At 67.5% G+C, this 24190-nt stretch carries 22 protein-coding genes and 1 pseudogene; 10 read left to right on the plus strand and 13 right to left on the minus strand.

Annotated features, from left to right (window positions below):
* The first annotated feature begins 1 nt into the window (after position 1).
* From ACWGSK_RS06550 to ACWGSK_RS06570, 5 genes are all read left to right on the plus strand, one after another.
* Positions 2–1972, plus strand: coding sequence for an ABC transporter permease (locus ACWGSK_RS06550; RefSeq protein WP_358504015.1), 1971 nt, complete (start codon positions 2–4; stop codon positions 1970–1972).
* A complete protein-coding gene (locus ACWGSK_RS06555; RefSeq protein ID WP_358504012.1) occupies positions 1965–2936 on the plus strand; it encodes a glycine betaine ABC transporter substrate-binding protein in 972 nt (323 codons plus the stop codon). Before ACWGSK_RS06550 ends, ACWGSK_RS06555 begins: the two co-directional genes overlap by 8 nt.
* Before the next feature lie 105 nt (positions 2937–3041).
* Positions 3042–3359 (plus strand): hypothetical protein, encoded by a 318-nt coding sequence (locus ACWGSK_RS06560; protein ID WP_358504009.1) that lies wholly within the window; start codon positions 3042–3044, stop codon positions 3357–3359.
* 206 nt (positions 3360–3565) lie between these two features.
* Positions 3566–3757, plus strand: a complete 192-nt coding sequence (locus ACWGSK_RS06565; protein ID WP_358504006.1) for a hypothetical protein — start codon at positions 3566–3568, stop codon at positions 3755–3757.
* 116 nt (positions 3758–3873) lie between these two features.
* Positions 3874–5769, plus strand: coding sequence for an endonuclease/exonuclease/phosphatase family protein (locus tag ACWGSK_RS06570; protein WP_452455373.1), 1896 nt, complete (start codon positions 3874–3876; stop codon positions 5767–5769).
* A gap of 37 nt (positions 5770–5806) precedes the next feature.
* On the opposite strand, the gene ACWGSK_RS06575 is transcribed toward ACWGSK_RS06570, so the two are convergent.
* On the minus strand, positions 5807–6055 hold the full coding sequence (locus ACWGSK_RS06575; RefSeq protein ID WP_358504000.1) for a hypothetical protein: 249 nt from the start codon (positions 6053–6055) through the stop codon (positions 5807–5809).
* A gap of 157 nt (positions 6056–6212) precedes the next feature.
* Here ACWGSK_RS06575 and ACWGSK_RS06580 point away from each other — a divergent pair, with 157 nt between their 5' ends.
* Positions 6213–6485 (plus strand): helix-turn-helix domain-containing protein, encoded by a 273-nt coding sequence (locus ACWGSK_RS06580; protein ID WP_358503997.1) that lies wholly within the window; start codon positions 6213–6215, stop codon positions 6483–6485.
* A gap of 62 nt (positions 6486–6547) precedes the next feature.
* Here ACWGSK_RS06580 and ACWGSK_RS06585 read toward each other — a convergent pair.
* The 9 genes and pseudogenes from ACWGSK_RS06585 to purS all read right to left on the minus strand — a co-directional run.
* Positions 6548–6872, minus strand: a pseudogene (locus ACWGSK_RS06585) (AIR synthase-related protein); the annotation flags it as partial.
* Between the two features lie 191 nt (positions 6873–7063).
* Positions 7064–8344 carry an outer membrane protein assembly factor BamB family protein gene (locus tag ACWGSK_RS06590; protein ID WP_452455374.1) on the minus strand — a complete coding sequence of 427 codons (1281 nt, stop codon included), beginning with the start codon at positions 8342–8344 and terminating at the stop codon, positions 7064–7066.
* A 47-nt stretch (positions 8345–8391) separates the two neighbouring features.
* Positions 8392–10758: a TPR repeat region-containing protein gene (locus tag ACWGSK_RS06595; RefSeq protein WP_452455375.1), complete on the minus strand. Its 2367-nt coding sequence runs from the start codon at positions 10756–10758 to the stop codon at positions 8392–8394.
* Between the two features lie 18 nt (positions 10759–10776).
* Positions 10777–11115, minus strand: a complete 339-nt coding sequence (locus tag ACWGSK_RS06600; protein ID WP_452455376.1) for a hypothetical protein — start codon at positions 11113–11115, stop codon at positions 10777–10779.
* 217 nt (positions 11116–11332) lie between these two features.
* The gene (purL, locus tag ACWGSK_RS06605; RefSeq protein ID WP_452455377.1) at positions 11333–13627 is read right to left on the minus strand and encodes a phosphoribosylformylglycinamidine synthase subunit PurL; all 2295 of its coding nucleotides are present in this window, start codon (positions 13625–13627) and stop codon (positions 11333–11335) included.
* 81 nt (positions 13628–13708) lie between these two features.
* Complete coding sequence (locus ACWGSK_RS06610) at positions 13709–14239, minus strand: hypothetical protein (protein WP_452455378.1); 531 nt, start codon at positions 14237–14239, stop codon at positions 13709–13711.
* A gap of 55 nt (positions 14240–14294) precedes the next feature.
* Positions 14295–14990: a phosphoribosylformylglycinamidine synthase subunit PurQ gene (gene purQ / locus ACWGSK_RS06615; RefSeq protein WP_358503988.1), complete on the minus strand. Its 696-nt coding sequence runs from the start codon at positions 14988–14990 to the stop codon at positions 14295–14297.
* Positions 14991–15302: 312 nt separating this feature from the next.
* Complete coding sequence (locus ACWGSK_RS06620) at positions 15303–15770, minus strand: ATP-binding protein (RefSeq protein ID WP_358503985.1); 468 nt, start codon at positions 15768–15770, stop codon at positions 15303–15305.
* 168 nt (positions 15771–15938) lie between these two features.
* Positions 15939–16181: a phosphoribosylformylglycinamidine synthase subunit PurS gene (purS, locus tag ACWGSK_RS06625; RefSeq protein WP_067602247.1), complete on the minus strand. Its 243-nt coding sequence runs from the start codon at positions 16179–16181 to the stop codon at positions 15939–15941.
* 278 nt (positions 16182–16459) lie between these two features.
* Here purS and ACWGSK_RS06630 point away from each other — a divergent pair, with 278 nt between their 5' ends.
* On the plus strand, positions 16460–17089 hold the full coding sequence (locus ACWGSK_RS06630) for a sigma-70 family RNA polymerase sigma factor (protein ID WP_358503981.1): 630 nt from the start codon (positions 16460–16462) through the stop codon (positions 17087–17089).
* 428 nt (positions 17090–17517) lie between these two features.
* Here the strand turns inward: ACWGSK_RS06630 and ACWGSK_RS06635 are convergent, their stop codons facing one another.
* The 3 genes from ACWGSK_RS06635 to ACWGSK_RS06645 form a co-directional block, all read right to left on the minus strand.
* On the minus strand, positions 17518–18591 hold the full coding sequence (locus ACWGSK_RS06635) for a CPBP family intramembrane glutamic endopeptidase (RefSeq protein ID WP_358503978.1): 1074 nt from the start codon (positions 18589–18591) through the stop codon (positions 17518–17520).
* Between the two features lie 118 nt (positions 18592–18709).
* The gene (locus tag ACWGSK_RS06640) at positions 18710–19108 is read right to left on the minus strand and encodes a VOC family protein (protein ID WP_452455379.1); all 399 of its coding nucleotides are present in this window, start codon (positions 19106–19108) and stop codon (positions 18710–18712) included.
* Entirely contained in the window at positions 19105–19398 is a 294-nt protein-coding gene (locus ACWGSK_RS06645) for an ArsR/SmtB family transcription factor (protein ID WP_452455380.1), read from the minus strand. The genes ACWGSK_RS06640 and ACWGSK_RS06645 overlap by 4 nt, the downstream gene beginning before the upstream one ends.
* Before the next feature lie 442 nt (positions 19399–19840).
* Between ACWGSK_RS06645 and ACWGSK_RS06650 the strand changes: the two genes are divergently transcribed.
* The 3 genes from ACWGSK_RS06650 (at position 19841) to pdhA (ending at position 24190) form a co-directional block, all read left to right on the plus strand.
* On the plus strand, positions 19841–22306 hold the full coding sequence (locus ACWGSK_RS06650) for a molybdopterin oxidoreductase family protein (protein WP_358503969.1): 2466 nt from the start codon (positions 19841–19843) through the stop codon (positions 22304–22306).
* Positions 22303–22770, plus strand: coding sequence for a hypothetical protein (locus ACWGSK_RS06655; protein ID WP_358503966.1), 468 nt, complete (start codon positions 22303–22305; stop codon positions 22768–22770). The genes ACWGSK_RS06650 and ACWGSK_RS06655 overlap by 4 nt, the downstream gene beginning before the upstream one ends.
* Positions 22771–23074: 304 nt before the next feature.
* Positions 23075–24190 carry a pyruvate dehydrogenase (acetyl-transferring) E1 component subunit alpha gene (gene pdhA, locus ACWGSK_RS06660; protein ID WP_358503963.1) on the plus strand — a complete coding sequence of 372 codons (1116 nt, stop codon included), beginning with the start codon at positions 23075–23077 and terminating at the stop codon, positions 24188–24190.

A 24190-nucleotide genomic window follows, 5' to 3' on the forward strand; every position in this document is an offset into this window, starting at 1 on the left:
CATGGCCACGGTGACCGAACCGGCCGGCGCCGCGCCGACCGGCGCGTCGGGTTCAGACAGGGGTTCCAAGGGCACCGGGGGGTGGTTGCGCGGCAGCGCGGTCCAGGCCCTCCTGGTGATCGTCGTACTCGTCGCCGGATACTGGGCGGCCCGCCTGATGGGCGACCCGTCCTGGGCGGGCGGTTTCCCGACGGCGATCGGCGACCGCTTCATGGCGTGGCTCGACGGGATCTACGCCTGGGTGGTCGAGAACCGCAACGACAGCCCGCTGTTCCTCTACTTCTTCAACTACGTCTCGGTGGGACTGGGGTCGGCGGTCGTGCTGATCAACCAGTTCCTGGACTTCCTCACCTGGGCGGGCGTGACCGCGCTCGGCCTGTTCGTCTCCTGGCGGTTCGCCGGGTGGCGGGTGGCGCTGCTGGTGCTGGCCACCTTCGCGGTGTTCGCGCTGACGGGTCTGTGGAACGAGTCGATGACGACGCTGTCGCTCATCGTCACGGCGGTCTTCATCGCCCTGCTGTTCGGCGTCCCGCTCGGCATCCTCGCCGGACGCAGCGAGGCGTTCTACCGAGGTCTGCGGCCGGTGCTGGACTTCATGCAGATCATGCCGGCGTTCGCCTACCTGCTGCCGTTCGTGCTGCTGTTCGGCATCGGCAACCCGGCGGCGGCCGTCGTCACCGCGGTGTACGCGCTCCCACCGGTCGCGCGGATCACGGCGCTGGCCATCCGTGAGGTTCCCAAGGGCGCGATCGAGGCGACCACGTCGCTGGGTTCCACGCCCTGGCAGATCCTCACCAAGGTGCAGTTGCCGTTGGCCAAGCGCACCATCCTGCTGGGCGTGAACCAGACCATCATGCTCGCGGTCTCCATGGTCGTGATCGCTTCGGTGATCGGCGCCGGCGGCCTGGGTGACGCCATCTACCAGGCCCTGTCCAAGGTCAACGTCGGGCAGGCGTTCCAGGCGGGTGTGGCGATCGTGATGCTGGCGATCGCGATGGACCGGGTCACGGGCGCGGTCGGCCACGGTACGCATGCCCCGAACCTCCCCGAGCGGTACCGGCTGCCGGTTTCGGCGATCGGTCTCGCCGTGATCATCATGGCGACCGCGGCCGGTCGACTCTTCGGGCTCGGAGGTTGGCCGCGCGACATGGCGGTCGACGTCGCGGCCCCGGTCAACGTCGTCTACGAGTGGATCCAGTCGACGATCGGCGGCTTCACCGCGGCATTGGGAACGTGGCTGTTGAACGGGGTGCTGAGCCCGCTCAGCGACCTGCTCACCGGGTCGCCCTGGTGGTTGGTGGTCCTGGCCGCCGCCGCGCTGGGTTGGATCTTCGCGGGTGGGCGCGTCGCCATCGTGTCCGCGGCGGCCTTCGTCGCCATCGGCCTGCTGGGTGTGTGGGACAACGCCATGGACACCCTGTCCCAGGTCCTGGTGGCGTCCGCGCTCACCATCGTGCTGGGCGTGGTCTTCGGTGTGCTGATGTCGCGCAACGACGTCTTCGCCGCGATCCTGCGGCCGATCCTGGACGCCATGCAGACCCTGCCGCCGTTCGTGTACCTGATCCCGGCGGTCGCACTGTTCACCATCGGTCGGGTCCCGGCCCTGGCGGCGGCGGTCGTCTTCGCGCTGCCGCCGGTGATCCGGCTGGTCAACGACGGAATCCGCGGGGTGCCGGCGGGCACCATCGAGGCGGCCGAGTCACAGGGTTCCACCAGGTGGCAGCTGCTCACCAAGGTGGAACTTCCCATGGCGCGCGGCTCGCTGCTGCTCGCCATCAACCAGGGCATCATCCTCGTGCTGTCCATGGTGGTCATGGGCGCGCTGGTGGGCGCCGGTTCGCTCGGCTTCGACGTGGTCTTCGGGCTCTCCCAGAACCTGCTCGGACTGGGTCTGGCCTCCGGCCTCGCCATCGTCTGCCTGGGACTGTTCCTGGATCGGGTCACGCAGGGAAGGAGGGCACACCGTGCCTAGGTTGCTGAGAAGGGACACCCTGCTCCGGTTGGCCGTGGTGGGGCTGGCGTTGGTGATGGTGAGCTCCTGCGCGGTGCGCACCGACCAGATCGCCAGGGACCCCAACACGGTGCGGATCGCCGTCAACGGTTGGGTCGGCTACGAGGCCAGCGCCGTGGTGCTGGAGCACGTCCTCAAGGAGGAGATGGGCTACCAGGTACAGCTGGTCCGGTTGGAGGAACAGCCCTCGTGGCAGGCCCTCGACCAGGGGGTCCTGGACGTGATCCTGGAGAACTGGGGACACGAGGACCTGTACGAGCTGTACGGCCCCGAGGGCAACGACACCGTCGTGGACGGTGGGTCCACCGGCAACGACGGTGTGATCGGTTGGTACATGCCCGCCTACGTGGCGGAGGAGTACCCCGAGATCACCACGCTGGAGGGGATCAAGGAGCACGCCGAGATCTTCCGGACCGCCGAGACCGGTGACAAGGGCGAGTTCCTGGGTGGTTCGCCCGGCTTCGCCACCCAGGACCAGGGGATGATCAACGCCTTCGACCTGGACATCGAGATCGTCTACGCCGGTTCCGAGGCGTCCCAGGTCACCGAGGTGCGGCGCCGGTACGCCAACGAGGAACCGGTCCTGTTCTACTTCAACGAACCGCAGTGGCTGCAACAGGAACTGGACCTGGTCAAGGTCGACTTCCCGGACTACTACGACGGTTGTGACGCCGACCTGGAGTTCGTGGACTGCGACTACCCGCTCTACGACCTGAACAAGATCTTCCGCAAGGGCTTCGTCGAGGACGGGGGCGACGCCTACCGGTTCCTGGACGACTGGCACTGGACCAACGCCGACCAGAACGAGGTCGCGGCGATGATCGCCGACGAGGGGCTGGACCCGTCGGAGGCCGCGGAGATCTGGGTGGACGAGAACCCGGACGTGTGGCGGGAGTGGCTCCCCGAGGGCTACGAGACCCGCTGATCACACGCGACACCGGGAGGGGGTGGAGGCCGACCGATCTCCACCCCCTCCCATTGTTCCGGGAAAAGTGCTACCCGGTTGCTACTTTTCGTCTACCGTGGAGGTATGTCCGCTGAGAAGCTTTCCGTGTCCCTTGAGTCCGAGACCGTCGAACGTGCTCGCCGTGCGGCCGCGCGCGAAGGCATCCCCCTCTCCAGATGGCTGAACAAGGCCGCGGTCAGAGAAGCGGATCTCGCTGAGGCACAGGCGGCCTTGGAAGCGCACTTCGCCGAACACGGCGAACCCTCACCTGAGGAAAGGGCCGAGGCGAGGGCCGACCTGGAGGCTTCTGGTGTCGGCGGACCCATCCCGTTGGATGAGGTCGAGGCCGGCGAGGAAGCCTTGGCGCATTTGGACCGTGTGAGCGAGGTGGCCGAGGAATGACGGTACTGCGTCCCCGAGGCCTGATCCTCGATGCGGGAGCTCTCCTCCAAGCGGAGGCCAAGCCCAAGGGAAGTGTATGGACCTACTGTCTCCAGGAGGTCGGGGCCGGGCGTCGACCACTTCTGCCGGCCACCGTTCTGGCGCAGGTATGGCGTGAAGGGGCTCGCCAAGCGGTTATGGCCCGCTTGGTGAAGGTCTGCGAGGTAGTGCCCTTCGACGAAGTCGCGGCCAAGCGCGTCGGCGCCCTACTCGGTGCGTCGGCGACCAGTGATGTGGTGGACGCGATGGTGGTGTTGACCGCCATCAGGACGCGGTTCACAGTGGTCACCTCCGACCCGGGGGACATCTCCGAGATCGCTGCCTTCGTCAACTATCGGGTCCCCCTGATCACGGTCTGACACAGGGTGCCGAGGGCGGGGCCGATCGGTCCCGCCCTCGGTCGTGGCCCCTTGCTCCGTGGGGTGGTAGAGGTGAGAATCCCTCATGCCCTCGCCCTTCCACGGAGTGGATCCGCATGCACCAGGGACGACTGGTCACGATGCTCGGCACGGTCCTGCTCTTGGACGTACTCCGGGTCTTCCTGCCCTCGCTGATCACGCTCTTCGGGCAGGCCGGTGCCACCGGGCCCGCGCTCATGGGCGCGTTCGCCCTCGTCTGGTTCCTGGCGCCCTTCCCGTTCGTGTACCTGGCCCGATGGGTGCCGTCCCTGGGATTGGCACTGTCGGCGGGCGGGTTGCTCGCGGTCGGCCGGGTGGTGCTCCAGGCCACCGAGGGCGGTGGACCGCAGATGTACCTGGCCTCGTCCCTGGTCGGCCTGGGCGTGGTGGGACTGGTGTGCACCGTGATGGCGACGGTGACCGACGGCCGGGTGAGCGCGCTCGGGGTGATGACCGGGGTCGTCGCCGGGGTGGCGGCGTCGGCCGCGCTGCACACGGTGCTCGGCACCGTGGACCCGCTGTGGCGGGACGGCGTGCTCGTCTGGGTCGGTGTGTCGCTTCTGGCGGTGACCTACCTCGGCGCCTCGATTCGCGCCTGGCGGGCCACCTCGGTCCCACCGATGCCGACCCCGCCCCGGAGTTGGCTCGCCCTGGGGCCGCTGCTCTTCCTCTCCGGTCTGTACACCGCGAACCCGGCGGTGGCCGAGACGATCGGTGGGACCCCCTACGCGGCGTCCGCCCTCGCGGTGGTCGCCGTGGCCTCCATCGCCGTGGCCGCCCACCCGAGATGGGTCTCCCCGAACCCCCACCCGCCCTTGGCGGTACTGCTCGCGGCCCTGGCCACCCTGGCGTTCGCCGCACACCTGCCCGGCGACGCGTCGGGGGCACTGCCGGCCTGGACCCTGATCGCCCCGCTGCTCGGACAACTCGCCCTGGCGGCCTGCGCGGGATGGGCCGCCACGGACACCGTCACGGCGGCCTCACCGACTCGCACCGGTGTCCTCGCCACCCTGGGGCTGTTGGGCTTCGTGGTGCTGGTGTTCGCCTTCTACGCCGCCTACGACCTGCACGTCACCAACACCTACGTGCCGTTCGCCGCCCTGCTCCTGCTCGCCGTGGCGGTCCTGCCCCGCATGGGACGCGCGGTGCCGCCACCACCCGAACACGTGCTCCCGGCGACCGCCGTCGCGGCCGTGCTCACCCTCGTCGTCACGATCGCCGCGCCCCTGGCCCGACCGGAGGCCGACGCACCCCGACCCTCCACCGACGGTCTACGCGTGGCCGCCTACAACGTACGCATGGGGTTCGGGATGGATGGACGTTTCTCCGTCGCCGAACAGGCCGACACCCTGCGCGAACTCGACGCCGACGTGATCGCGCTGAGCGAGGTGGACCGCGGATGGTTGCTCAACGGTGGCCATGACGGGCTGTCCCTGCTCGCCGCGGACCTGGGCATGACCGCCTACTGGGGCCCCGCCGACGGCCCGTTCTGGGGCGACGCGGTGCTCACGAACCTTCCGGTCTCCTCGGTGCGCGGACACGTTCTGCCCGAGAGCGGCCCCACCGGCGCACAGGCCTTGGAGGTCGCCGTCGACCACGACGGCACCGAGGTCACCGTGGTCTCCACGCACCTGCAACCCGAGGGCTACGACCTGGGGAATCGCACCGCCCGGGAACAGCTGGACGCGCTCTTCGACATCGCGGCGAGCGCCCACGAACGAGGGACACCGGTGGTGGTCGCCGGGGACCTCAACTTCGAACCCGAGGAACTGCCACTGGGGGAGGACTTCCACGACGCCTTCGCCGACGTGCGCCCGTTCCCCACCATGGCCGCCGACACCCGCTCCGAGCAGCAGATCGACCACATCCTCGTCACCGAGGAACTGACCACGAGCGACCCGGCCAACCCGGACGTGCCCCACTCCGACCACCGCCCCGTCGCCGTCACCCTCACCCACCGGCCGGAAGGATGAGAACGACCCCGGGGCGGATGCTCCGGGGTCGGGATCGTCAGTGGCTCGGGCGTTCGTAGTGCAGGCGCCTGCTCACCCAGTAGACGTTGACGCAGGCGGCGACGAACCCGGCGCCCAGGAGCACCACCAACCAGGTCTCGTCGGTCCAGAGCATGGCGGCCGCCGTTCCCAGCAGCAACACCAGAGCCCCGAACACGGCCAGGATCAGCCGAAAACCCAGGGCACTGGCCGGGCGGTCGTGACTCCCGAGAGCGCCCCTCAGCCTTCCGCGTCTGGCGCGTTCCATGTGCGTCCACCTCCTCCCCACAGTCCTACCCCAGCGGCCCGAGACCTTAGCCCCGGGGGCGGCGACGGAGGGAGGCCAGAACCACCGCGCTCCAGGAACGAGAGCGAGAGTTTTCGGAGAATCCAAGCAGAAGCGGGCCGGGCACCTGGAACGGGCGGTGGCCGATGCCGGCGGCCCCGAGGAATTCGAGGCCGGTGTGGGACGTCTCCGTGACCGGGCACAGGCGTGGCGCCTGATGGAGATGCGTAAGCACCGAGGACTGAACCAGGCTCAGGTGGCGGAGCGGATGGGGATCTCCGTCGCCCGAATCTCGCAGATCGAGGCCGGGGACGTCTCCACCCGTGACGTACTCGACCGCTACGTCTCGGCGCTCGGTGGCACGTTGATGATCATCGCGGACTTCGGCGATGAGCAACTGAAGGTCGGCTGAGGCTCCGGGAACGGCGAAAGGGGGCGCCCCGGCCGGGACGCCCCCTCGATCACGTTGAAGTGCTACACGCCGTCCATCACGGCGGGAATGGCCGCCTCGTAGGAGGTGCGCAGGTCCGTCAGAGCGACCTCGACGACGCCTCCCGGGTGCGTCACCGTGAGGCTGTCACCGCCGACCGTGCCGATCTGGGTGACCGGGACGCCGTGTTCGCCGGCCAAGGCCACGAACTCCTCCTCCCTCCTCCTGGCCGGGCTCGACCGCGACGATCGCGCGGGCGCCCGACTCGCTGAACAGCTCCGTGAAGGCGTCACCGTCCAGTTCCACGCGCAGACCCTTGCCGCCGCGCAGCGCCGACTCGGCCAGCGCGACGCCCAGGCCGCCTTCGGTCTGGACAGGGTCATGACATCCTCGTCATAGAGGACCGTCATGTCGACGGAGATCGGCAGCACAGCGATCTCAGCTCTCATCCGCCTTCCGGAACCGATCCCAGATCGGACATCGCCGTGGGCCTTTCGGAGTGATGGGTGCCGTAGTCTCAGCAGTCCTCTCTCGCCTTCACCATGGCCCCGACCTCCCTCTTATTGGAGGGCCACTAGGTGTTCGACCGTGTCGATGCCCGTCGAACGTTCCACGGGAACGTACACGAGCACTGCCCCGGGTACGGCAAGGAGCCGTCCCGGGTCGAGGTTGCTCGCCGTCTCGGTGATGGTCGCGTCGATGACTTCGGTACCACCCTCGCCGTCCCATGGGGTCAGGAGGACGTTGATGGCGTCTTCGGGCGTACCTCGTTCCATGTCGATGCCGAGCAGGTGTTCGGGCAGGCCCACGGCGCTCTCCGGGGTGTCCGCGGGCAGACGGTTGTCGGAAACCGTGACGGTGGCGGTCACCTCGCCGTCGAAGGTTCGAAGCTCATGAGTCGGGTCCTCGGCCAGGGGGTCCGGGCCGGCTAGGTACCCGTCCTCGTGGACCGACAGGACCGGTTTCGGCGACTCGGCGATGGTGGTGCCGTCGGTGGGATCAATGATCAGCCATCCTTCCTCACCGGGAAGGTCGGCGGCCAAGGCGTTCTGGAACATGTTAGTCTGCGCCATCCCCAGGCCCTCGGTGTCCTCGGACTCCACACGCCACAGCTCTTGGCCCTCGGCCGGATCCAGTGCGACCAAGGCATTGATGGTGTCGGGGGCAGGAGCGCGAAGCGCACCCTCCGAGGTGTCCTCCGAACAGTGCAGCAAAAGGACGATCGCGTCGCTGTGATGCGAGGTGGAGATCTGACGGGTCGGTCCACCGTCAGAGCAGGTTTGCGGGGTTTCTTGGCTCCACAGGGTCTCTCCGGTCTCCAGGTCGCTCACCTCAAAGAGGGCCTCGGTCGCCTCGCCTCGCCGGTGTAGTAGGCGACCTCCGTCCAGCAGACGGGCGTCACCACCGCCCTCGACGTCCTCGGCCAGGGACGCGCCGGTCGCGGTGTCCATCAGGATGTCCGGTTCATCCATGGCCGTCACCAAGACGTTCGTCCCAGAAGGAGAGAACGAGGTGGAGAACCCCTCGGCGCCGGGGACCCGGTATCGCCACAGTTCGTCACCGGTGTCACCCCGCAGCCCGACAAGTCCGTCCGCCAGTTCGATCACGGCGCCGACGGGGCCAGGGTGCACCTCCGTGACCCGCTCGCCCTCGCCGGGCCGCCACTCCCAACCGATTCCACTCACGGAGGAGACCGCGTCTGGAGCCGATATCCCCTCCTCGGCGACGTTGTGGTCGGCGCTCGGCTGTGGGCCGTGACTCTCCTCCTGGGAGGGGGAGCAGGCCGACATCATCATTGCCAGACAGACGGCGGAAACAGCCAGGTTTCTTCGATTTCTCACGTCGTGCATCTTTCGTCACGTAGGGGTCGTGTGAGGAAGGCGCCCTACTAGGTCCGTGAGTCGAGGGCCTCCCTGCCCGCCATGTTGAAACGACTGAAATCACTGATGACCGTGTTTCCCAGTTCGTTCTCGGCACCAGGCCATTTCTCGTCTCTGAGATCGCCGTAGATGCTGTCGATGGCTTCCTGGTAAGCCGTCGCGTCGAAGGAGGACTCACCCTCACCCTCCATCCAGAGATGGGGGTTCAGGCTGATCTCGCCGGTACCGGGGTCGCGCAGGTAGTCGACTTCTTCACCGAAGGTGTGTTCTCCGCTGTTCTCCACCGCCATCGCTGCGTGGATCGTCGCCCGGTTGTCCAGAGACACGGAGGAGAAGTCAGAACTCGTATCCCTCGCTACATCGATATGGTCCGTGGCCAGAACCTCCTTGAAGCCCTGCTTCATCACCTCACTGACCGTGCTGACCCCGGGGGCAGGGATCTCATTGAAAATCGCTGCGGTCATGTCGACGGAGTTGTTTGCCACCTGGTTCTTGTAGTCGATGGCGCTGTTGGTGGCGTCCAAGCGATTTTGATGTTCGTTCTCGATGGCCTCCTCGATGAGCGCGTCGAAGATACCCGCAGCCCTGGGTTCGGAGACATCGGGCGGGTACTCGGCGAAGTACGTTGAGGCCGCTTCCTCCGTTCGGAAGAACGACGCGGTTTCCAGTCTGGTCGCGGCGTCTTCACTCCCTACGATGTACTCCGCGAAGGCTAGCCGTGTCATCGGGTCGAGCTGAATCACCCCATCCCCCAAGTACTCGTTGTCCACCGCGTAGATCTCCGGGTCTTGTTCCCCGTCGTCATTGAAGTTGAATCCGGCGACGCTCTCCATCGATTCGATGTTGTTGAGGAAGAGGTTCGTGAAGGAACCGGCAATCTCCGGGTTCAAATGTGTGAAAGACACGTTCTCCCAGGTGACATCATTCTCTTCGCCCTCGATGCTGTGTCCGGTCTCGCCAAGTCGCTCTTGCATTTCCGGAGTGGTGATGGTGTCCACGAGTGCGAGGAAGGCTTCGGATCCCTGGTCGACCTTGTCCGGGTCGTCGCTGTTCTGGAAGTCCTCGATCCAGTCGGTGAGGCCGGCCACAGCGCGACCGTCATCGTTCCAGTCGAACGTGTACAGGTCGGTGAGGATTTGCTCGGAGTCTCGTCCGTTGGGCTCGGAACCATTAGTGAGGAGGGAGTGGTTGGCATCCTCGTTGGCCGTAGAGAACCCGAGCAGTCTCGCCATGGTTGTCTGTTCCTGCTCGTCCGGACTGTAGGTGACGGTCAGGTCGTTGCGGTTGTGCTCGCTGGGAAGGGCACCCGCCACCTCGCTCACCGCGGCGGTGAACTTGAGGGAGGTCTCCTCACCGAGTTCCATCGGCGTCCCGTTGGGGTGACGTGCTCCATCGAGTAGGTAAGTCAGTCCGGCGGCGTCCTCTAGCCACCGCTCGTAGCCGGTGCTCGACCGCCCCGGGCCGCCGATGAAGTAACCCGAGCCCGCACTGAACCCTTCGGAGAGGTTCCGGACGCTCTCCGGGAGACGGTCATGCCCGCCACCGGTGGAGGGATGGGACAGAGCCACGATCGACATGCCCAACATCGCGGCGATCTCTTGCTGCTGCGAGGCGCTGGGTTCACCGCGAAAACCATCGTCATGCAGGTCCAACATGACGTCGTCGGTGCCGTTGAGCACGGCTTCCAAGAAGTCCAACTCACTATCGGAGAGTTCCTCGCCGTTCTGCGCCGCGTTGGCCGCCCTCTCGGACAAGGCGAGTGCCGCGTCGTGCAGTTCGTCGTAGTTCCCGCCGTAGTCACCGCTCCTGATCCGCTCGGCGAGGTCCTCACCTGCCGTCTCGTCATAGGGGTAGTACTCGTGCTCACCCGTCACGGCGAAGGGAGCCATGCCCAAGTGGCCCGCCTCTATCAGTTTGCGCACGGTCTCGGGTGTCGGGCCGTCGGCGAGCATGTCCGAGCAGGCATCGGAATATTCTTCCAATTTCTCATAGGCAATCCGAGCCTGACTGTTGTGCGAGGCCTCGATCGCGGTGTAGGCGGTGAAATCGTCGATTCCGGTGACCGCCGCGTTGAATTCGGTCTCGATCTCATCGATGCGGTTTCGATACCATTGAACGTCCGAGATCCATTGATCGATGACCCCGTGCACGCAGATACAGGCCATTATCGCGCTTTGCCAGGCTTCCTGATTCTCTGTCGCCACAGTTCGAATCGAGTCGCTGATGAGATCGGTAAACTCGGTCGCGGTGGTGTCCACGATGTCGTTGTACTGTACGGTGTCGCCCCGCAGTTTGGTGTAGATGCGGTTCAGATCCATACGGGCGGAGATGAGGCCTGACAGGTTCGCGTCATCTTCGGTGTAGCTGAAACCCATGATCGCTCCCCAGAAGACTCAGTAAAGTTCGACGTTGATGGGACGGGAGAGGTCGCCTCCACTCGCCGAGAAGTCTCCTCCGGACTCCTGGTCGGTGTGAGAGATCTCCTCAGCGCCCGACTGTGTGTTGCCGGCGATCGCGACACATTGATCCTCGACGTCTCGGATGCTGTCGGCGTGCTCGCCGGAGTACCCGCTCCAACCGGTGACGCCCGGAACGTTCCCGGCAGCTTTTCCAGCAGCGCTAATGGCGTCTTCGAAGTCGACGGATGTTCCGAGAATGCGCTGGGCGGCGAGCTCGGCCTGGACGCCGCCGGAGTGTGCTTCTCCGGTGTTGGCTCCGGTTCCGTTTCCCATGGGATCTCGTCCTTATCAGGGGGTTCTTGCAGGTGTTCAGGCCTGCGTTCGGGAAGGGCCGATCAGGGTTGGCCCGAGGTTTTGATGTTCGCGATAAGGGCGACTTCGGAAGAGTAACAAATGGTCCATACGTACTCGAAAATGATCTTGTGGGGATGCTCTTCGAACAAAAAAGGGGGCGCCCCGGCCGGGACGCCCCCTCGATCACGTCGAAGTGCTAAACGCCGTTCATCACGGCGGGAATGGCCGCTTCGTAGGAGGTGCGCAGGTCCGTCAGGGCGATCTCGACGACGCCTCCCGGGTGCGTCACCGTGAGGCTGTCACCGCCGACCGTGCCGATCTGGGTGACCGGGACGCCGTGTTCGCCGGCCAGGGCCACGAACTCCTCCTCTTGGCCGGGCTCGACCGCGACGATCGCGCGGGCGCCCGACTCGCTGAACAGCTCCGTGAAGGCGTCGCCGTCCAGTTCCACGCGCAGGCCCTTGCCGCCGCGCAGCGCCGACTCGGCCAGCGCGACGCCCAGGCCGCCGTCGGACAGGTCGTGCGCGGCCGCCGCCAGACCACGCTCGGCCGCGGTGGCCAGGACCTCGCCCAGGGCGGCCTCGGCTGCCAGGTCCACCTTCGGGGGCAGGCCGCCCAGGTGTTCGTGGATCACGTCGGCCCAGGCCGAACCGCTGAACTCGGGACGGGTCTCGCCCAGTAGGAACACCCGCGAGCCCTCGGAGTCGAAGCCCGAGCGCAGGCGACGGTTCACGTCGTCGATCACGCCGAGCACACCGATGACCGGGGTCGGGTTGATCGGCACCTCACCGGTCTGGTTGTAGAAGCTGACGTTGCCGCCGGTCACCGGGGTGCCGAGCTGTTGGCAGGCGTCGGCCAGGCCGCGGGTGGTCTCGGCGAACTGCCACATCACGCCGGGGTCCTCGGGTGAACCGAAGTTGAGGCAGTTGGTGACCGCGAGCGGCCGCGCGCCGGTGACGGCGACGTTGCGGTACGCCTCGGCGTAGGCCAGTCGGGTGCCCGCGTACGGGTCCAGCCGGGTGAACCGGCCGTGGCCGTCGGTGGCCAGGGCCACCCCGCGGTCGGAGTCGTCGGAGATCCGGATCATCCCGGAGTCGTGCGGGGTCGACACCACCGTGTCACCGCGCACATAGCTGTCGTACTGCTGGGTGATCCAGGTGGGATCGCCCACGCCGGGGGCTCCCAGCACCCGAAGGAGCTGTTCGCGCAGCTCCGGGTCACCCTGCGGGCGCGGCAGCTTCGCGGCGTCGTCGGCCTGTAGCGCGTCCTGGGACTCCGGGCGCGCGTACGGGCGCTGGTAGACGGGGCCCTCGTCGGAGGCGGTCCGGGGCGGCATGTCCACGATGGTCTCGCCGTGCCAGGTCATCAGCAGACGGCCGCCGCGCTCGGCCTCCTCGGGCGTCACGTCGGTGACCTCGCCGATCTCGTCGGCGAGGACGCCCCACTTGTCGCAGATCGCGAGGAAGTCGGCCATCTTGGCCGGCTCGACGATCGCCATCATGCGTTCCTGCGACTCGCTCATGAGGATCTCCTCAGGGGTGAGTCGGTGGTCGCGCAGCGGGACCTTGTCGAGTTGGACGTTCATGCCACCGGTGCCACCCGCCGCCAGTTCGGTGGTGGCGCAGGAGATCCCGGCCGCGCCGAGGTCCTGGATGCCGACCACCATGTCCTTGGCGTACAGCTCCAGGCTGCACTCGATGAGCAGCTTCTCCATGAACGGGTCACCGACCTGGACGCTGGGCCGCTTGGTGTGCGACTCCTCGTCGAAGTTGGCGCTGGCCAGTACGGAGGCGCCGCCGATGCCGTCCGGGCCGGTGCTGGAACCGAACAGCACCACCTTGTTGCCCGGGCCCGGAGCCTGCGCCAGCTTGATGTCCTCGTGCCGCATCACACCCACGCACAGGGCGTTGACCAGCGGGTTCCCGAGGTAACCGGCTCCGAAGCCGATCTCGCCGCCGATGTTGGGCAGACCCAGGCAGTTGCCGTAGAAGGAGATGCCGGAGACCACCCCGGGAAGCACCCGCTTGGTGTCGTCCGCGTCGAGCGGCCCGAAACGCAGCGCGTCCATCACGGCGACGGGACGGGCGCCCATGGTGAGGATGTCGCGGACGATGCCGCCCACGCCGGTGGCCGCGCCTTGATGGGGCTCGACGAAGGACGGGCTGTTGTGCGACTCGATCTTGAAGGTGACGGCTCGTCCGTCACCGACGTCCACCACACCCGCGTTCTCGCCCATGCCCACGAGCAGGGCGTCGTTGTCGGGAGCCTTCTCCCCGAACTGGCTCAGGTGCACCTTGGAGGACTTGTAGGAGCAGTGCTCGCTCCACATCACCGAGTAGATCGCCAGCTCGGAGGCGGTGGGTCGGCGGCCCAGGATCTCGCGGACCCGCTCGTATTCGTCCTTGGCCATACCCAGTTCGGCGTACGGCTGAGGGGTGTCCGGGGTGTCGTTCGCCGCGATGACGGTGTCGAGGCCGGGTACTTCAGACATGCGGTTGTTCCGTTCGGGTCTCGCGAAGTTGCGCGGGTGGTTCAGGCCGAGCCTTGGCAGTGTCCGCCGCCCGGCACCGGATCAGTAGGCGGGCATGCCCGCGTTGCCCAGCATGATGACCGGGATGGAATCACCCGGCGAGGAGGAGTCGGCCACCAGGACGTCGCCGTCGGTGAGGACGGATTCGGTGAGCTCGATGTCGTCGGGGGAGTCGGCCTCGGGCGGCAGCTCCTGGTTCCAACCGTTGGCGAGCAGGTGCTCGTACACCGTTCCGATCGCCTCGTCGGTGTCCATGTCGAGTTCCTCACCGTCCTCACCGGCGACGAGGATCAGCCGGAAGCAGATGCTCCCGTTGCAGTGGGCCTCGTCCTGGTCCACGTAGGTGAACCCGGAGGGTGGGCTGCCCAGGGCGTCGACGTCGGGCGGTGGCTCCTGCTGTTGCCCGTCCGGCGTCCCTTGTTGCCCCTGTTCTTCCTGGCCCTGTTGTCCTTGGGCCACGGGGGCGGCGTTGAACGACTGGAACAGGCCGATGGCCCCGGAGATCACCAGGCCGACCACGACCAGCCCCACCAGTACGAACATGGTCTTCCGGGAGCGCAGCAGCGCCATCATCGCGAGGATCGTCCCCCTGTCGGGTGCATGGGGCCGGTGGACCGGCCCGGGTCGGTCAGACCTGAGCCGGGGTTCCGGACGCCAGGTGGCTCAGGATCGAGGTGAAGAAGCCCAAACCCTCGGTGGAGGGGCCGGTGAGGGCCTCCACGGCGTGTTCGGGGTGCGGCATGAGGCCGACGACGTTGCCGTGCTCGTTGGTGACGCCGGCGATGTCGCGGCGCGAACCGTTGGGGTTGGCGTCCACGTAACGGGCGATGACCCGGCCCTCGGCCTCCAACCGGTCGAGGGTGGCCTCGTCGGCGACGTAGCTGCCCTCACCGCTCTTGAGGACGACGAGGATCTCCTGGCTCTCGTCGTAAGCGTTGGTCCAGGCGGTGCTCGTGTTCTCCATCCGCAGGACCTGGTCGCGGTTGACGAACCGCAGCGAGGAGTTGCGGGTGAGCGCGCCGGGCAGCAGGTGGCTCTCGCACAGGATCTGGAAGCCGTTGCAGATGCCCAGGACCGGAAGGGCGCCCGAACGCGCCGCCGGGACCAGTTCGGACATCAGCGGGGCGAACCGGGCGATGGCGCCGCAGCGCAGGTAGTCGCCATAGGAGAAGCCGCCGGGCAGGACGACGGCGTCGACACCTTTGAGGTCGGCGTCGGCGTGCCACAGCGGGACGGGTTCGGCGCCGGCCAGGGACACGGCGCGAGCGGCGTCCTTGTCGTCAAGGGAGCCGGGGAAGGTGACGACGCCCACACGGGCTGTCATGAGCACACTCCGAGATCGTGGTTCGACGGGGAGAAGTTCGGTGCCCGACCCCGCCACGAGGACGGTGGGTCCGCTACCCCCGCAGCGTACCCGCTCACCTGTGCTCGGGTACGACGGTCACCCCGTTAGGGAAGGTCCGACCTGTGTGATCCTCCGAAGGAAACCCCGTCTGGAGGGGGCGCGGGTGTGCGACCGGACAGTTCTCGTGGCGTGCGTCACGTCTCGCCTTTTCCGTCGTGATCTTGCTACCAGAAGCGAAAAAGGCCTCTTTCTCGCCCCTGGTAGCAAGATCACCAGGGGAGGGCCCGGCTGTTAGAGCAGGGCGAAGCGGGCGTGTGGGTTCTCTCCCGTGTGCTCCGGGTCGCACGACGTGGCCCGTTTGCGCAGGATGACGGTGGTACGGGGCTCCCCACGGAAGTCGACCTCGTCCATGAGGTACCGCATCAACGAGATGCCCCTGCCCGATTCCGTTTCCAGACCCGGGAGGGGCGTGTGCGGTGAGGTGAACCTGTCGGCGAGCGCCGCCATGTCCGGCGCCCTGCCGCTATGGGAGACCCGCATCTCGTACCAGCCGGGGGCGAACTCGGTCTCCACCTCGTAACCGGCGTTCGGCCCGCCGTGCTCGATGGCGTTGGCACAGGCCTCCGAGACGGACAGCAAGATGTCGTCGACGCATTCCTGGCACAGTCCCGACCTGCTGAGAAGTGCGCCGAGCATGTCGCGGACTATGGCGACGGTGTACGTCCTTCGTGGGAGGGAGATCGAGAATACGGTGTCCATCCGTGAACCCCTCGTGCTCCGTGTCGTTGGCTACCCGGCGTCAGGAACCCTTCCCGAGGTCGCTCCGGGTAAAACGAACAGCCGCGCCCTCGGGGGGGCACGGCTGAACAAGTCGGACACTTCCGGCGCGTGGGTTCGGGGTATGCGGCGCGGAGTGTGCGGGGAGGGTCAGGCGGGACGGACCTCGAAGTCCTCGATGACGGTGTTGGCGAGCAGGGTCTCGGCCAGGCGACGGACGTCGGCGAGCTTGGCCTCGTCCACCTCGCCCTCGACCTCGACCTCGAAGCGCTTGCCCTGGCGGACCTGGTCGATCCCCTCGAAACCGAGGCGGGAGCAGGCCCCGGCGATCGCCTGACCCTGGGGGTCCAGGATCTCGGGCTTGAGCATGACGTCAACCACGACGCGGGCCACAGGTCCTCCACAGGAAAACTGGAAAAAGGGGTATGCCATCGGTCCACCGTGCGAAGGGCGCGGGACGCACCTGGTGGCGACGCCAGCGTATGACACCCGGTGGTGAACACCGGCCTCGGCCAGGCGCCACGCCGGCTGTTTACCGCATGCTTACCGGTACCGGATACGGATTCGGTGGGTTCGTGACCCGTATCACGTGGATTGATGTCATCATTGGGAAGGTGATGCTGCGTCTAACAGAGTGGAAGTGATCGTTCCGGTCGTCCCGAGGGGGAATCTTGACGACTCTCGAAAAAGAACACGTCTCCACGAACGGTGAGGGCAAGGAAGAGACTCTCGACTTCGCCGCCGCGGTCACACCGTTCGCAGACCAGCTGTACCCGACGGCCCTGCGCATGACGCGCAATCCGGCCGACGCCGAAGACCTCGTTCAAGAAACGTTCGCCAAGGCCTTCGCCAATTTCCACCAGTTCCGGGCCGGTACCAACCTGAGGGCCTGGCTTTACCGAATTCTTACCAACACCTTCATCAACGGCTATCGCAAGAAGCAGCGGGAGCCCCGCCAGGAGACCACCGACGAGATCAAGGACTGGCAGCTCGCCGCCGCCGAGGCCCACACCTCGTCGGGCATGCGGTCGGCCGAGACCGAGGTCCTCGACCGTCTGCCGGACTCCGACATCAAGCAGGCGCTGGCTCGACTCCCGGAGGAGTTCCAGGAGGTCATCTACCTCGTGGACATCGAGGGCTACGCCTACAAGGAGGTCGCCGCGCGCATGGGAACACCCCTGGGCACGGTGATGTCGCGACTGCACCGCGCACGTCGCCAACTCCGCGAGATGCTCGCCGACTACGGCCGTGAGCGCGGCATGAAGGCGCCCACGCCCAAGGCTCGCGCGGCCACCGAATAACGGTGATGGGAAGGCCCCTGAACGGGGCCGTGCGCGGCCCGCAATTCCCACGGGCCAGAGCGTCCCCGCCCCGTGTCGGCGGTGGTGTGGGGACGATGGAGTTCACTCCGACCGGGTGGCCCCGTACGCACCTGGAGTAACTCGAAGTAACGCGAGGTAAGACGCCCGAGGAAGTGGCTCAGGTCGCATCATCGCTCTTCCCGGCCGTTCTTCTCGACCGCTCTTCCCGAAACCCCGGAAACGAGCGTTTTCGCGCACTCGTGAAACCGCGTTCCGGACGAATCCGCCGAAGCTCCCCACCGATTTATCACGGAGACCACACCGATGGTGACTCGCGGTCGGCATCGGTTCCGAACCCCTGCCCGGGAACCGGAAACGGCGTCGCCCGAACCCCCCGGCCGGGTTCGGGACGCCCCTCGACCCTGGTCTCAGCCCCGGTTCTCCACCGTGGTGGCCGATTCCGGCTGCGCCGCGACAGCGGATGTGAGCGGTGGCCCGGTCCGTCGCGACCGCGTCCACACCACGGCCGTGATCACGGCGAGCAGCACACAAGGCACGAGCATGACCGGGGATCCGGTGCCCACCGACCGGTCCATGCCCTCGGTGAAGTCGGTGTGCGTGACGAGGGTGAGCAGGAAGGCGAGCGTGTTGTTGACCGCGTGGATGACCACCGCGAGCTCCAACCCACCCGTACGCCAGGTGATCAGGGCGAGGGTGGCGCCGAACGTGAGGTAGTAGAGGTTCAGCCACGGGTCGAACGCGAAGTGCGCCACCATGAACAGCAGGCTGGAGACCACCACGCCGAGCAGCAGCGCCGTACGCGGGCCGCGCCCCCAGCTCGCGGCGACCCGGAAGGCCAGTCCACGGAAGCCGTACTCCTCACCCGCCGACTGCAATGGGGTGAGCAGAACGACGAGGCCGAGCATGACGACCAGGTCGACGGTCGTCCACGAGGTCGTCGGGTAGGGCGTGAACACGGAGAAGGCGGTCAGGTAGACCGTCCAGATCGGCAGGATCACCAGCAGGGAACGGCCGAACACGTCGGGGCGGAACCGCGACAGGATCGAGTGCAGTGACGCGCCCTTCACCCCGTAGAGCCAACGCTGGATCAACATGCTCCACGGCAGGAGGACGGCCAGCCCGAGCATGCTCGTGGCGTGGGTCGCGGGGGTGAAGTCGGTGCCTCCGGTCAGGATGCTGTCGCGGCCGAGCGCCATGTCGATCGCGACTCCGAGGAACATGAACGCGAAGGCGAAGACGAGCAGGCCGCCCATGAGCAGCGTGAGCGCGGCGATGCCCCGCCAGATCCCGCGCTTCTCGCGGGTGAGGACCCGGTGGTAGGGGACTCCCGGCGGGACCGGCCGCGGACCGCGCCGCCGCTTGGTCGGTGCCTGCGGGGCGGGTGGTGCGGACACGCCCCCGGCGGTGGGGGCGTCCGTGTGCGGGGGAGGCGTGTGGGGTGCCGGTGGGGTGGATCCGGGCTGTTCGTCGTCGCGGTTCATGTCTTGAACCTAAGTCCGCGGGGTGCTCACTCGGCAGTCCCCGGAATCACCGGTTCCGACTGCGATCCGCGGAGACCGGCACATGACATCCGTCATTCACCGGTCTCCGCGGTGGGAGTCACCGGAGCTGTTGGATCTGAATGAGGTTGCCGCACGTGTCGTCCAGGACCGCGGTGGTGACCGGGCCCATCTCCAGGGGTTCCTGGGTGAAGCGCACACCCAGTTTCCGCAGACGTTCGTACTCGGCACGGACGTCGTCGACCGCGAAGGCTGTGGCGGGGATGCCGTCCTGGACCAGGGCCTCCTTGTAGGGGCCCACCGCGGGGTGTCCGGAGGGTTCGAGGACCAGTTCGGTGCCCTCGGGGTCCTCCGGAGAGACCACGGTCAGCCACCGGTGCTCGTCCACGGGTTCGCCCAGCGGGATGTCGTGCTTCTTCACGAATCCGAGCACGTTCGTGTAGAAGTCCAGGGCCTTGACCTGACTGTCGACGAAGACGCTGTTCAGGTGGATCCTCATGGTGTGCCGTCCTTCGTGTCGGGTCGGAGCCACCGTTCGGTGATGTGTCGCAGTGGCTCCGGATCGATGTCGTGGAACTTGTAACGCCCCTCCCGGCGACTCCTGACGAGTCCCGCGCCTTCCAGTACCGCCAGGTGCTGGGAGACGGCCTGTCGGGACATGCCGAGCTCGTGCTTCATGAGCAGTCGTCCGCAGAGCTCGAACAGGGTCTGTCCGGACCTTTCGGTGAGCTCGTCGAGGATCGTCCGCCGGGTGGGGTCGGCCAAGGCCTTGAAGATGTCATCGGCCATGCGGCCACTATAGGCAAGTAAGTACTTGCCTATCAACCTGTGACCTGCCCCTTCTCGGTAAAGATCCAGTGCCCCCGAGAACCTTCATGCGCGACCCCCATGAGGCCGTTTCCCGGTTTCCGCTGATGACGGGGATGAGAGGTCGCCAGGTCGTCCGTCGCCGGCCGAGGTGAAGGCGCCTTGACGCCGGGAGTCTTCCAACCCCTACGCACACCTGAGTTCGGCCACGCCGGGCGAAGGTCCGGACGACCGCCATCACACGTGAGCGGCTTGGGTGGGTCGGGCACGCGTCATCCTCACCTGGAACCCGGCCGATTCACCCCGCGCTCCCTTGGCCGGACCCGGGGACGGCCGGGTGTGGGCGGGTGGGCGACCGGGTAGCCGGGATGGCACCGGTTCGGGCCGACCCGAACCGCGTCTCGACGAGAAGGGGTGGTCACCCGTGCCGTCCAGGGACCCGATCGCCGAACCGTGGGGCACACGGACCCCCTACGGCCAGGGAGAGCAGTGGCCCGTGCGGGTCGACCGGCACCTCGCCGAGGGGGTGGATCCCGATGACGTGGACCGCTGGGTGCGAACCGCGTCGATCCTGCACTCCAACGGCGACGCGATGGACATCGCGGTCAAGGACGGCCGGATGGTGGGGGTGCGCGGGCACGGTGAGGACCGGGTCAACCGTGGGCGCCTGGACCCCAAGGACCTCTACGGCTGGCGGTCCGGCCACTCACCCGACCGACTGACGCGACCCCTCGTACGCCGCGACGGCGAACTGGTCGAGACCGACTGGGACACCGCGATGGACCTGGTGGTCCGGCGCAGCGGGGAGCTGCTCGACGAGCAGGGCGCCAGTGCCCTGGGGTTCTACACCAGTGGACAACTGTTCCTGGAGGAGTACTACACGCTCGCGGCCATCGGCCACGGTGCCATCGGCACCAACCACATGGACGGCAACACCCGCCTGTGCACGGCCACGGCCGCCGCCGCGCTGAAGGAGTCGTTCGGCTGTGACGGCCAACCCGGCTCCTACGGCGACATCGACCACGCCGACGTCATCGCCCTGTACGGCCACAACATGGCCGAGACCCAGGCGGTGCTGTGGTCCCGGATCCTGGACCGCCTGGCCGGACCGAACCCGCCCCTGCTGCTCTGCGTCGACCCCCGGCCCACACCGGTGGCCCGGGAGGCGACACTGCACCTGGCGCCGCGCCCGGGCACCAACGTCGCCCTGATGAACGCGATCCTGCACGAACTCATCCGTACCGACCGGGTCGACCACGCCTACGTCGAGGCGCACACCGTCGGCTACGAGGCCCTGCTGGAGACGACGGAGGCCTACCCGCCCGAGCGCGCCGCGCGGATCTGCGAGGTGCCCGCCGACCACATCCGCGAGGCCGCCGCGTTGTTGGGCGGGGCCGAACGCCTGCTCTCCACCGTGCTCCAGGGCTTCTACCAGTCGAACCAGGCCACGGCGGCGTCCGTGCAGGTCAACAACGTGCACCTGCTGCGGGGCATGCTGGGCCGACCCGGCGCGGGCGTGCTCCAGATGAACGGCCAACCGACCGCCGAGAACACCCGCGAGTGCGGCGCCGACGGCGACCTCACGGGCTTTCGCAACTGGAACAACGACCGGCACATCACCGACCTGGCCAAGGTCTGGAACCTGGACCCGATCCGGATCCCGCACTACGCCCCGCCCACGCACGCCATGCAGATCATGCGCTACGCGGAGAAGGGTTCCATCCGCTTCCTGTGGGTCAGCGCGACCAATCCGGCGGTGTCCCTGCCCGAACTGGGCCGGATTCGGGGACTGCTCGCGAGTAAGGGCCTGTTCCTGGTGGTTCAGGACCTCTTCATGACCGAGACGGCCGAGCTCGCCGACGTGGTGCTCCCCGCCGCGACCTGGGGAGAGAAGACGGGGACGTTCACCAACAGCGACCGCACCGTGCACCTGTCGGAGAAGGCCGTGGAACCACCGGGCGAGGCACGGCCGGACCTGAACGTCTTCCTCGACTACGCGCGACGCATGGACTTCCGCGACAACGACGGGCATCCCTTCCCACAGTGGCATGACCCCGAGTCCGCCTTCGAGGCGTGGAAGCGGGCGAGCGCGGGCCGCCCCTGCGACTACTCCGGGATCACCTACGACCACCTGCGCCGCACCGGCGGTGTCCAGTGGCCCTGTAACGAGGAACATCCGCGGGGCACCGAGCGGCTCTACGCGGACGGCCGGTTCTGGGCGAGCCCCGAGGAGTGCGAGAGCTTCGGCAAGGACCTCGTCACGGGGGCGCCCTCGGAGGAGGGGGAGTACCGCTCGACCAATCCCGAGGGCCTGGCGATGATCAAGGCCGTGGAGTACGTGCCCCCGCACGAGGAACCCGGCGAGGAGTACCCCTTCACGCTGATCACCGGCCGCACGATCTACCACTTCCACACGCGCACCAAGACGGGGCGCGCGCCCGAGCTCCAACGGGCGGCCCCAGAGGTGTGGGTGGAGATCGCCTCCGCCGACGCGCGGGAAGTGGGGATCGACGAGGGCGACCACGTCGAGGTCCGTTCGCCGCGTGGCCGAATCCACGCCCGCGCCAGGGTCAGCGGAATCCGTCCCGGGGTGCTGTTCGTCCCCTTCCACTACGGCTACTGGGACACCGACGCCTCCGAGGACGGTGACGACCGGGACCGGGCCGCCAACGAGATGACCGTCAACGACTGGGATCCGGTGTCCAAGCAGCCCCTGTTCAAGACCGCCGCCGCGAGCCTGAGGCCGCTGGGTCGGGGCGATGGGCGACCGTCTCCGGCGCCCACCACGACGGCGTCCGCGCCGGTCGACGCGCGGGTGCCGGCCACTCGGGGCGAGCCGGACACCGTGGAGGAGCCGACGGCGGAAGCCACCGAGGGGAGGACACGATGAGGATCGGAGCCGCCCTGCGGGAGCTTCACCGCTCGGAGAGCGCCCTGGCCACCGAGTTGTCACGGGTGTCCGAGCGGTATCCGAAGGAACAGGAGGTCCATCACGTGGCCGAGGACCTGGCGGCGTGGTCCCGTGACCACGTGCGCGTGATCGCCGAGGTGGCGCCCCGTTACCGTGTGGACCCCGCCGCCCTGGAAAGCCCCGAACCCTCGGAGGAGGGGCGGCCCGAGCTGCCCGGGGAGGGCTCCGACAAGGAGATGGCGCTCTTGGCCGACCTGAGACGGCTGTACCGGATGAGCGGCGGGGTGGCGCTGGACTGGGACCTGCTCGGACAGGGCGCCCAGGCCGTCGCGGACCCCGACCTGCTCTCGGTCGCCGAGCGGTGCCGGCCTCGCTCGGTGCGTCAGATGCGCTGGGCGCGGGGGATGCTCAAGGCTCTCTCACCGCAGATCCTGGCGACCTGAGGAACGGGTTCCGGTGGCCTCGCCACGAGTGCCCGGCCCGTCGCGGTCGCGTGCTCGAAAAGTTGTTGGAAGTCCTTGTAGATGCTAGGAACCCCTGCTAATCGGCCTGGTCACGGATCCGGGAACATGGGTCGCGCCGCGTAAAAGGTGTCGCCGGGGGCTTGCGCACCCCATGGTGAGGTCTGTCACGATGTGGGCAGGACTGTCCATGACCCTCCCGACACCCTGGGAGCGCGCATGGACCGTTAAACGGTCGGCCAGCGTTCACCCACGCGAAGTCGGCCCCGAGAACCCGAGGAGCGACGTGTCGGAAACCGCCGCGCACGAGGAACCGGAGCTCATCCAGCTCCTGACCCCGGAAGGGGAGCTCAAGGAGCACCCCGACTACCCCCTGGACATCAGCGCGGAGGAGATCCGCGCCCTGTACCGTGACCTGGTCCTGGTCCGCCGGGTCGACAGTGAGGCCGTGTCCCTCCAGCGCCAAGGCGAGCTGGGCCTGTGGGCCTCGCTCCTGGGCCAGGAGGCCGCGCAGATCGGCTCCGGCCGTGCTCTGCGCCCCGAGGACATGGCCTTCCCCTCCTACCGCGAGCATGGCGTCGCCTGGTGCCGCGGCATCGAACCGAAGGAACTCCTCGGCATGTTCCGCGGGGTCACCAACGGAGGTTGGGACCCGCACGAGTACGGCCTGCACCTGTACACGATCGTCATCGGCAGCCAGGCCCTGCACGCCACCGGCTACGCCATGGGCGTCCAGCGCGACGGCGCCGTGGGCGAGGACGGCACCGCCGTCATCTCCTACTTCGGCGACGGGGCCACCAGCCAGGGCGACACCAACGAGGCGTTCAACTTCGCCTCGGTGAACAACGCCCCGGTCGTGTTCTTCTGCCAGAACAACCAGTGGGCCATCTCCGAGCCCCTGGAACGTCAGGCCCGCGTACCGATCTACAAGCGCGCCGCCGGCTTCGGCTTCCCGGGTGTGCGCGTGGACGGCAACGACGTCCTCGCCTGCCTGGCCGTGACCCGTGCCGCCCTGGACAACGCGCGCACCGGTCAGGGCCCCACCCTGATCGAGGCGTTCACCTACCGGATGGGCGCCCACACCACCAACGACGACCCCACCCGTTACCGGGACGCGGCCGAGCTCGACGAGTGGAAGGCCAAGGACCCGATCATGCGGGTCCGCAACCACCTCGAACTGTACGAGCTCGCGGACGAGGCGTTCTTCGCGAAGATCGACGAAGAGGCCGACAAGGTCGGAGAGATGGTGCGCACCCAGTGCCGCTCCATGGCCGACCCCGAGCCGCTGGAGATCTTCGACGAGGTCTACGCCGAGCCCAACGTCCACATCGACCGACAGCGGTCCGAGTTCGCCGACTACCTGGCCTCGTTCGAAGGCGCCGGCGCGGAAGGGGGCCGTTAG

The sequence above is a fragment of the Nocardiopsis sp. NPDC055551 genome, assembly GCF_053619415.1.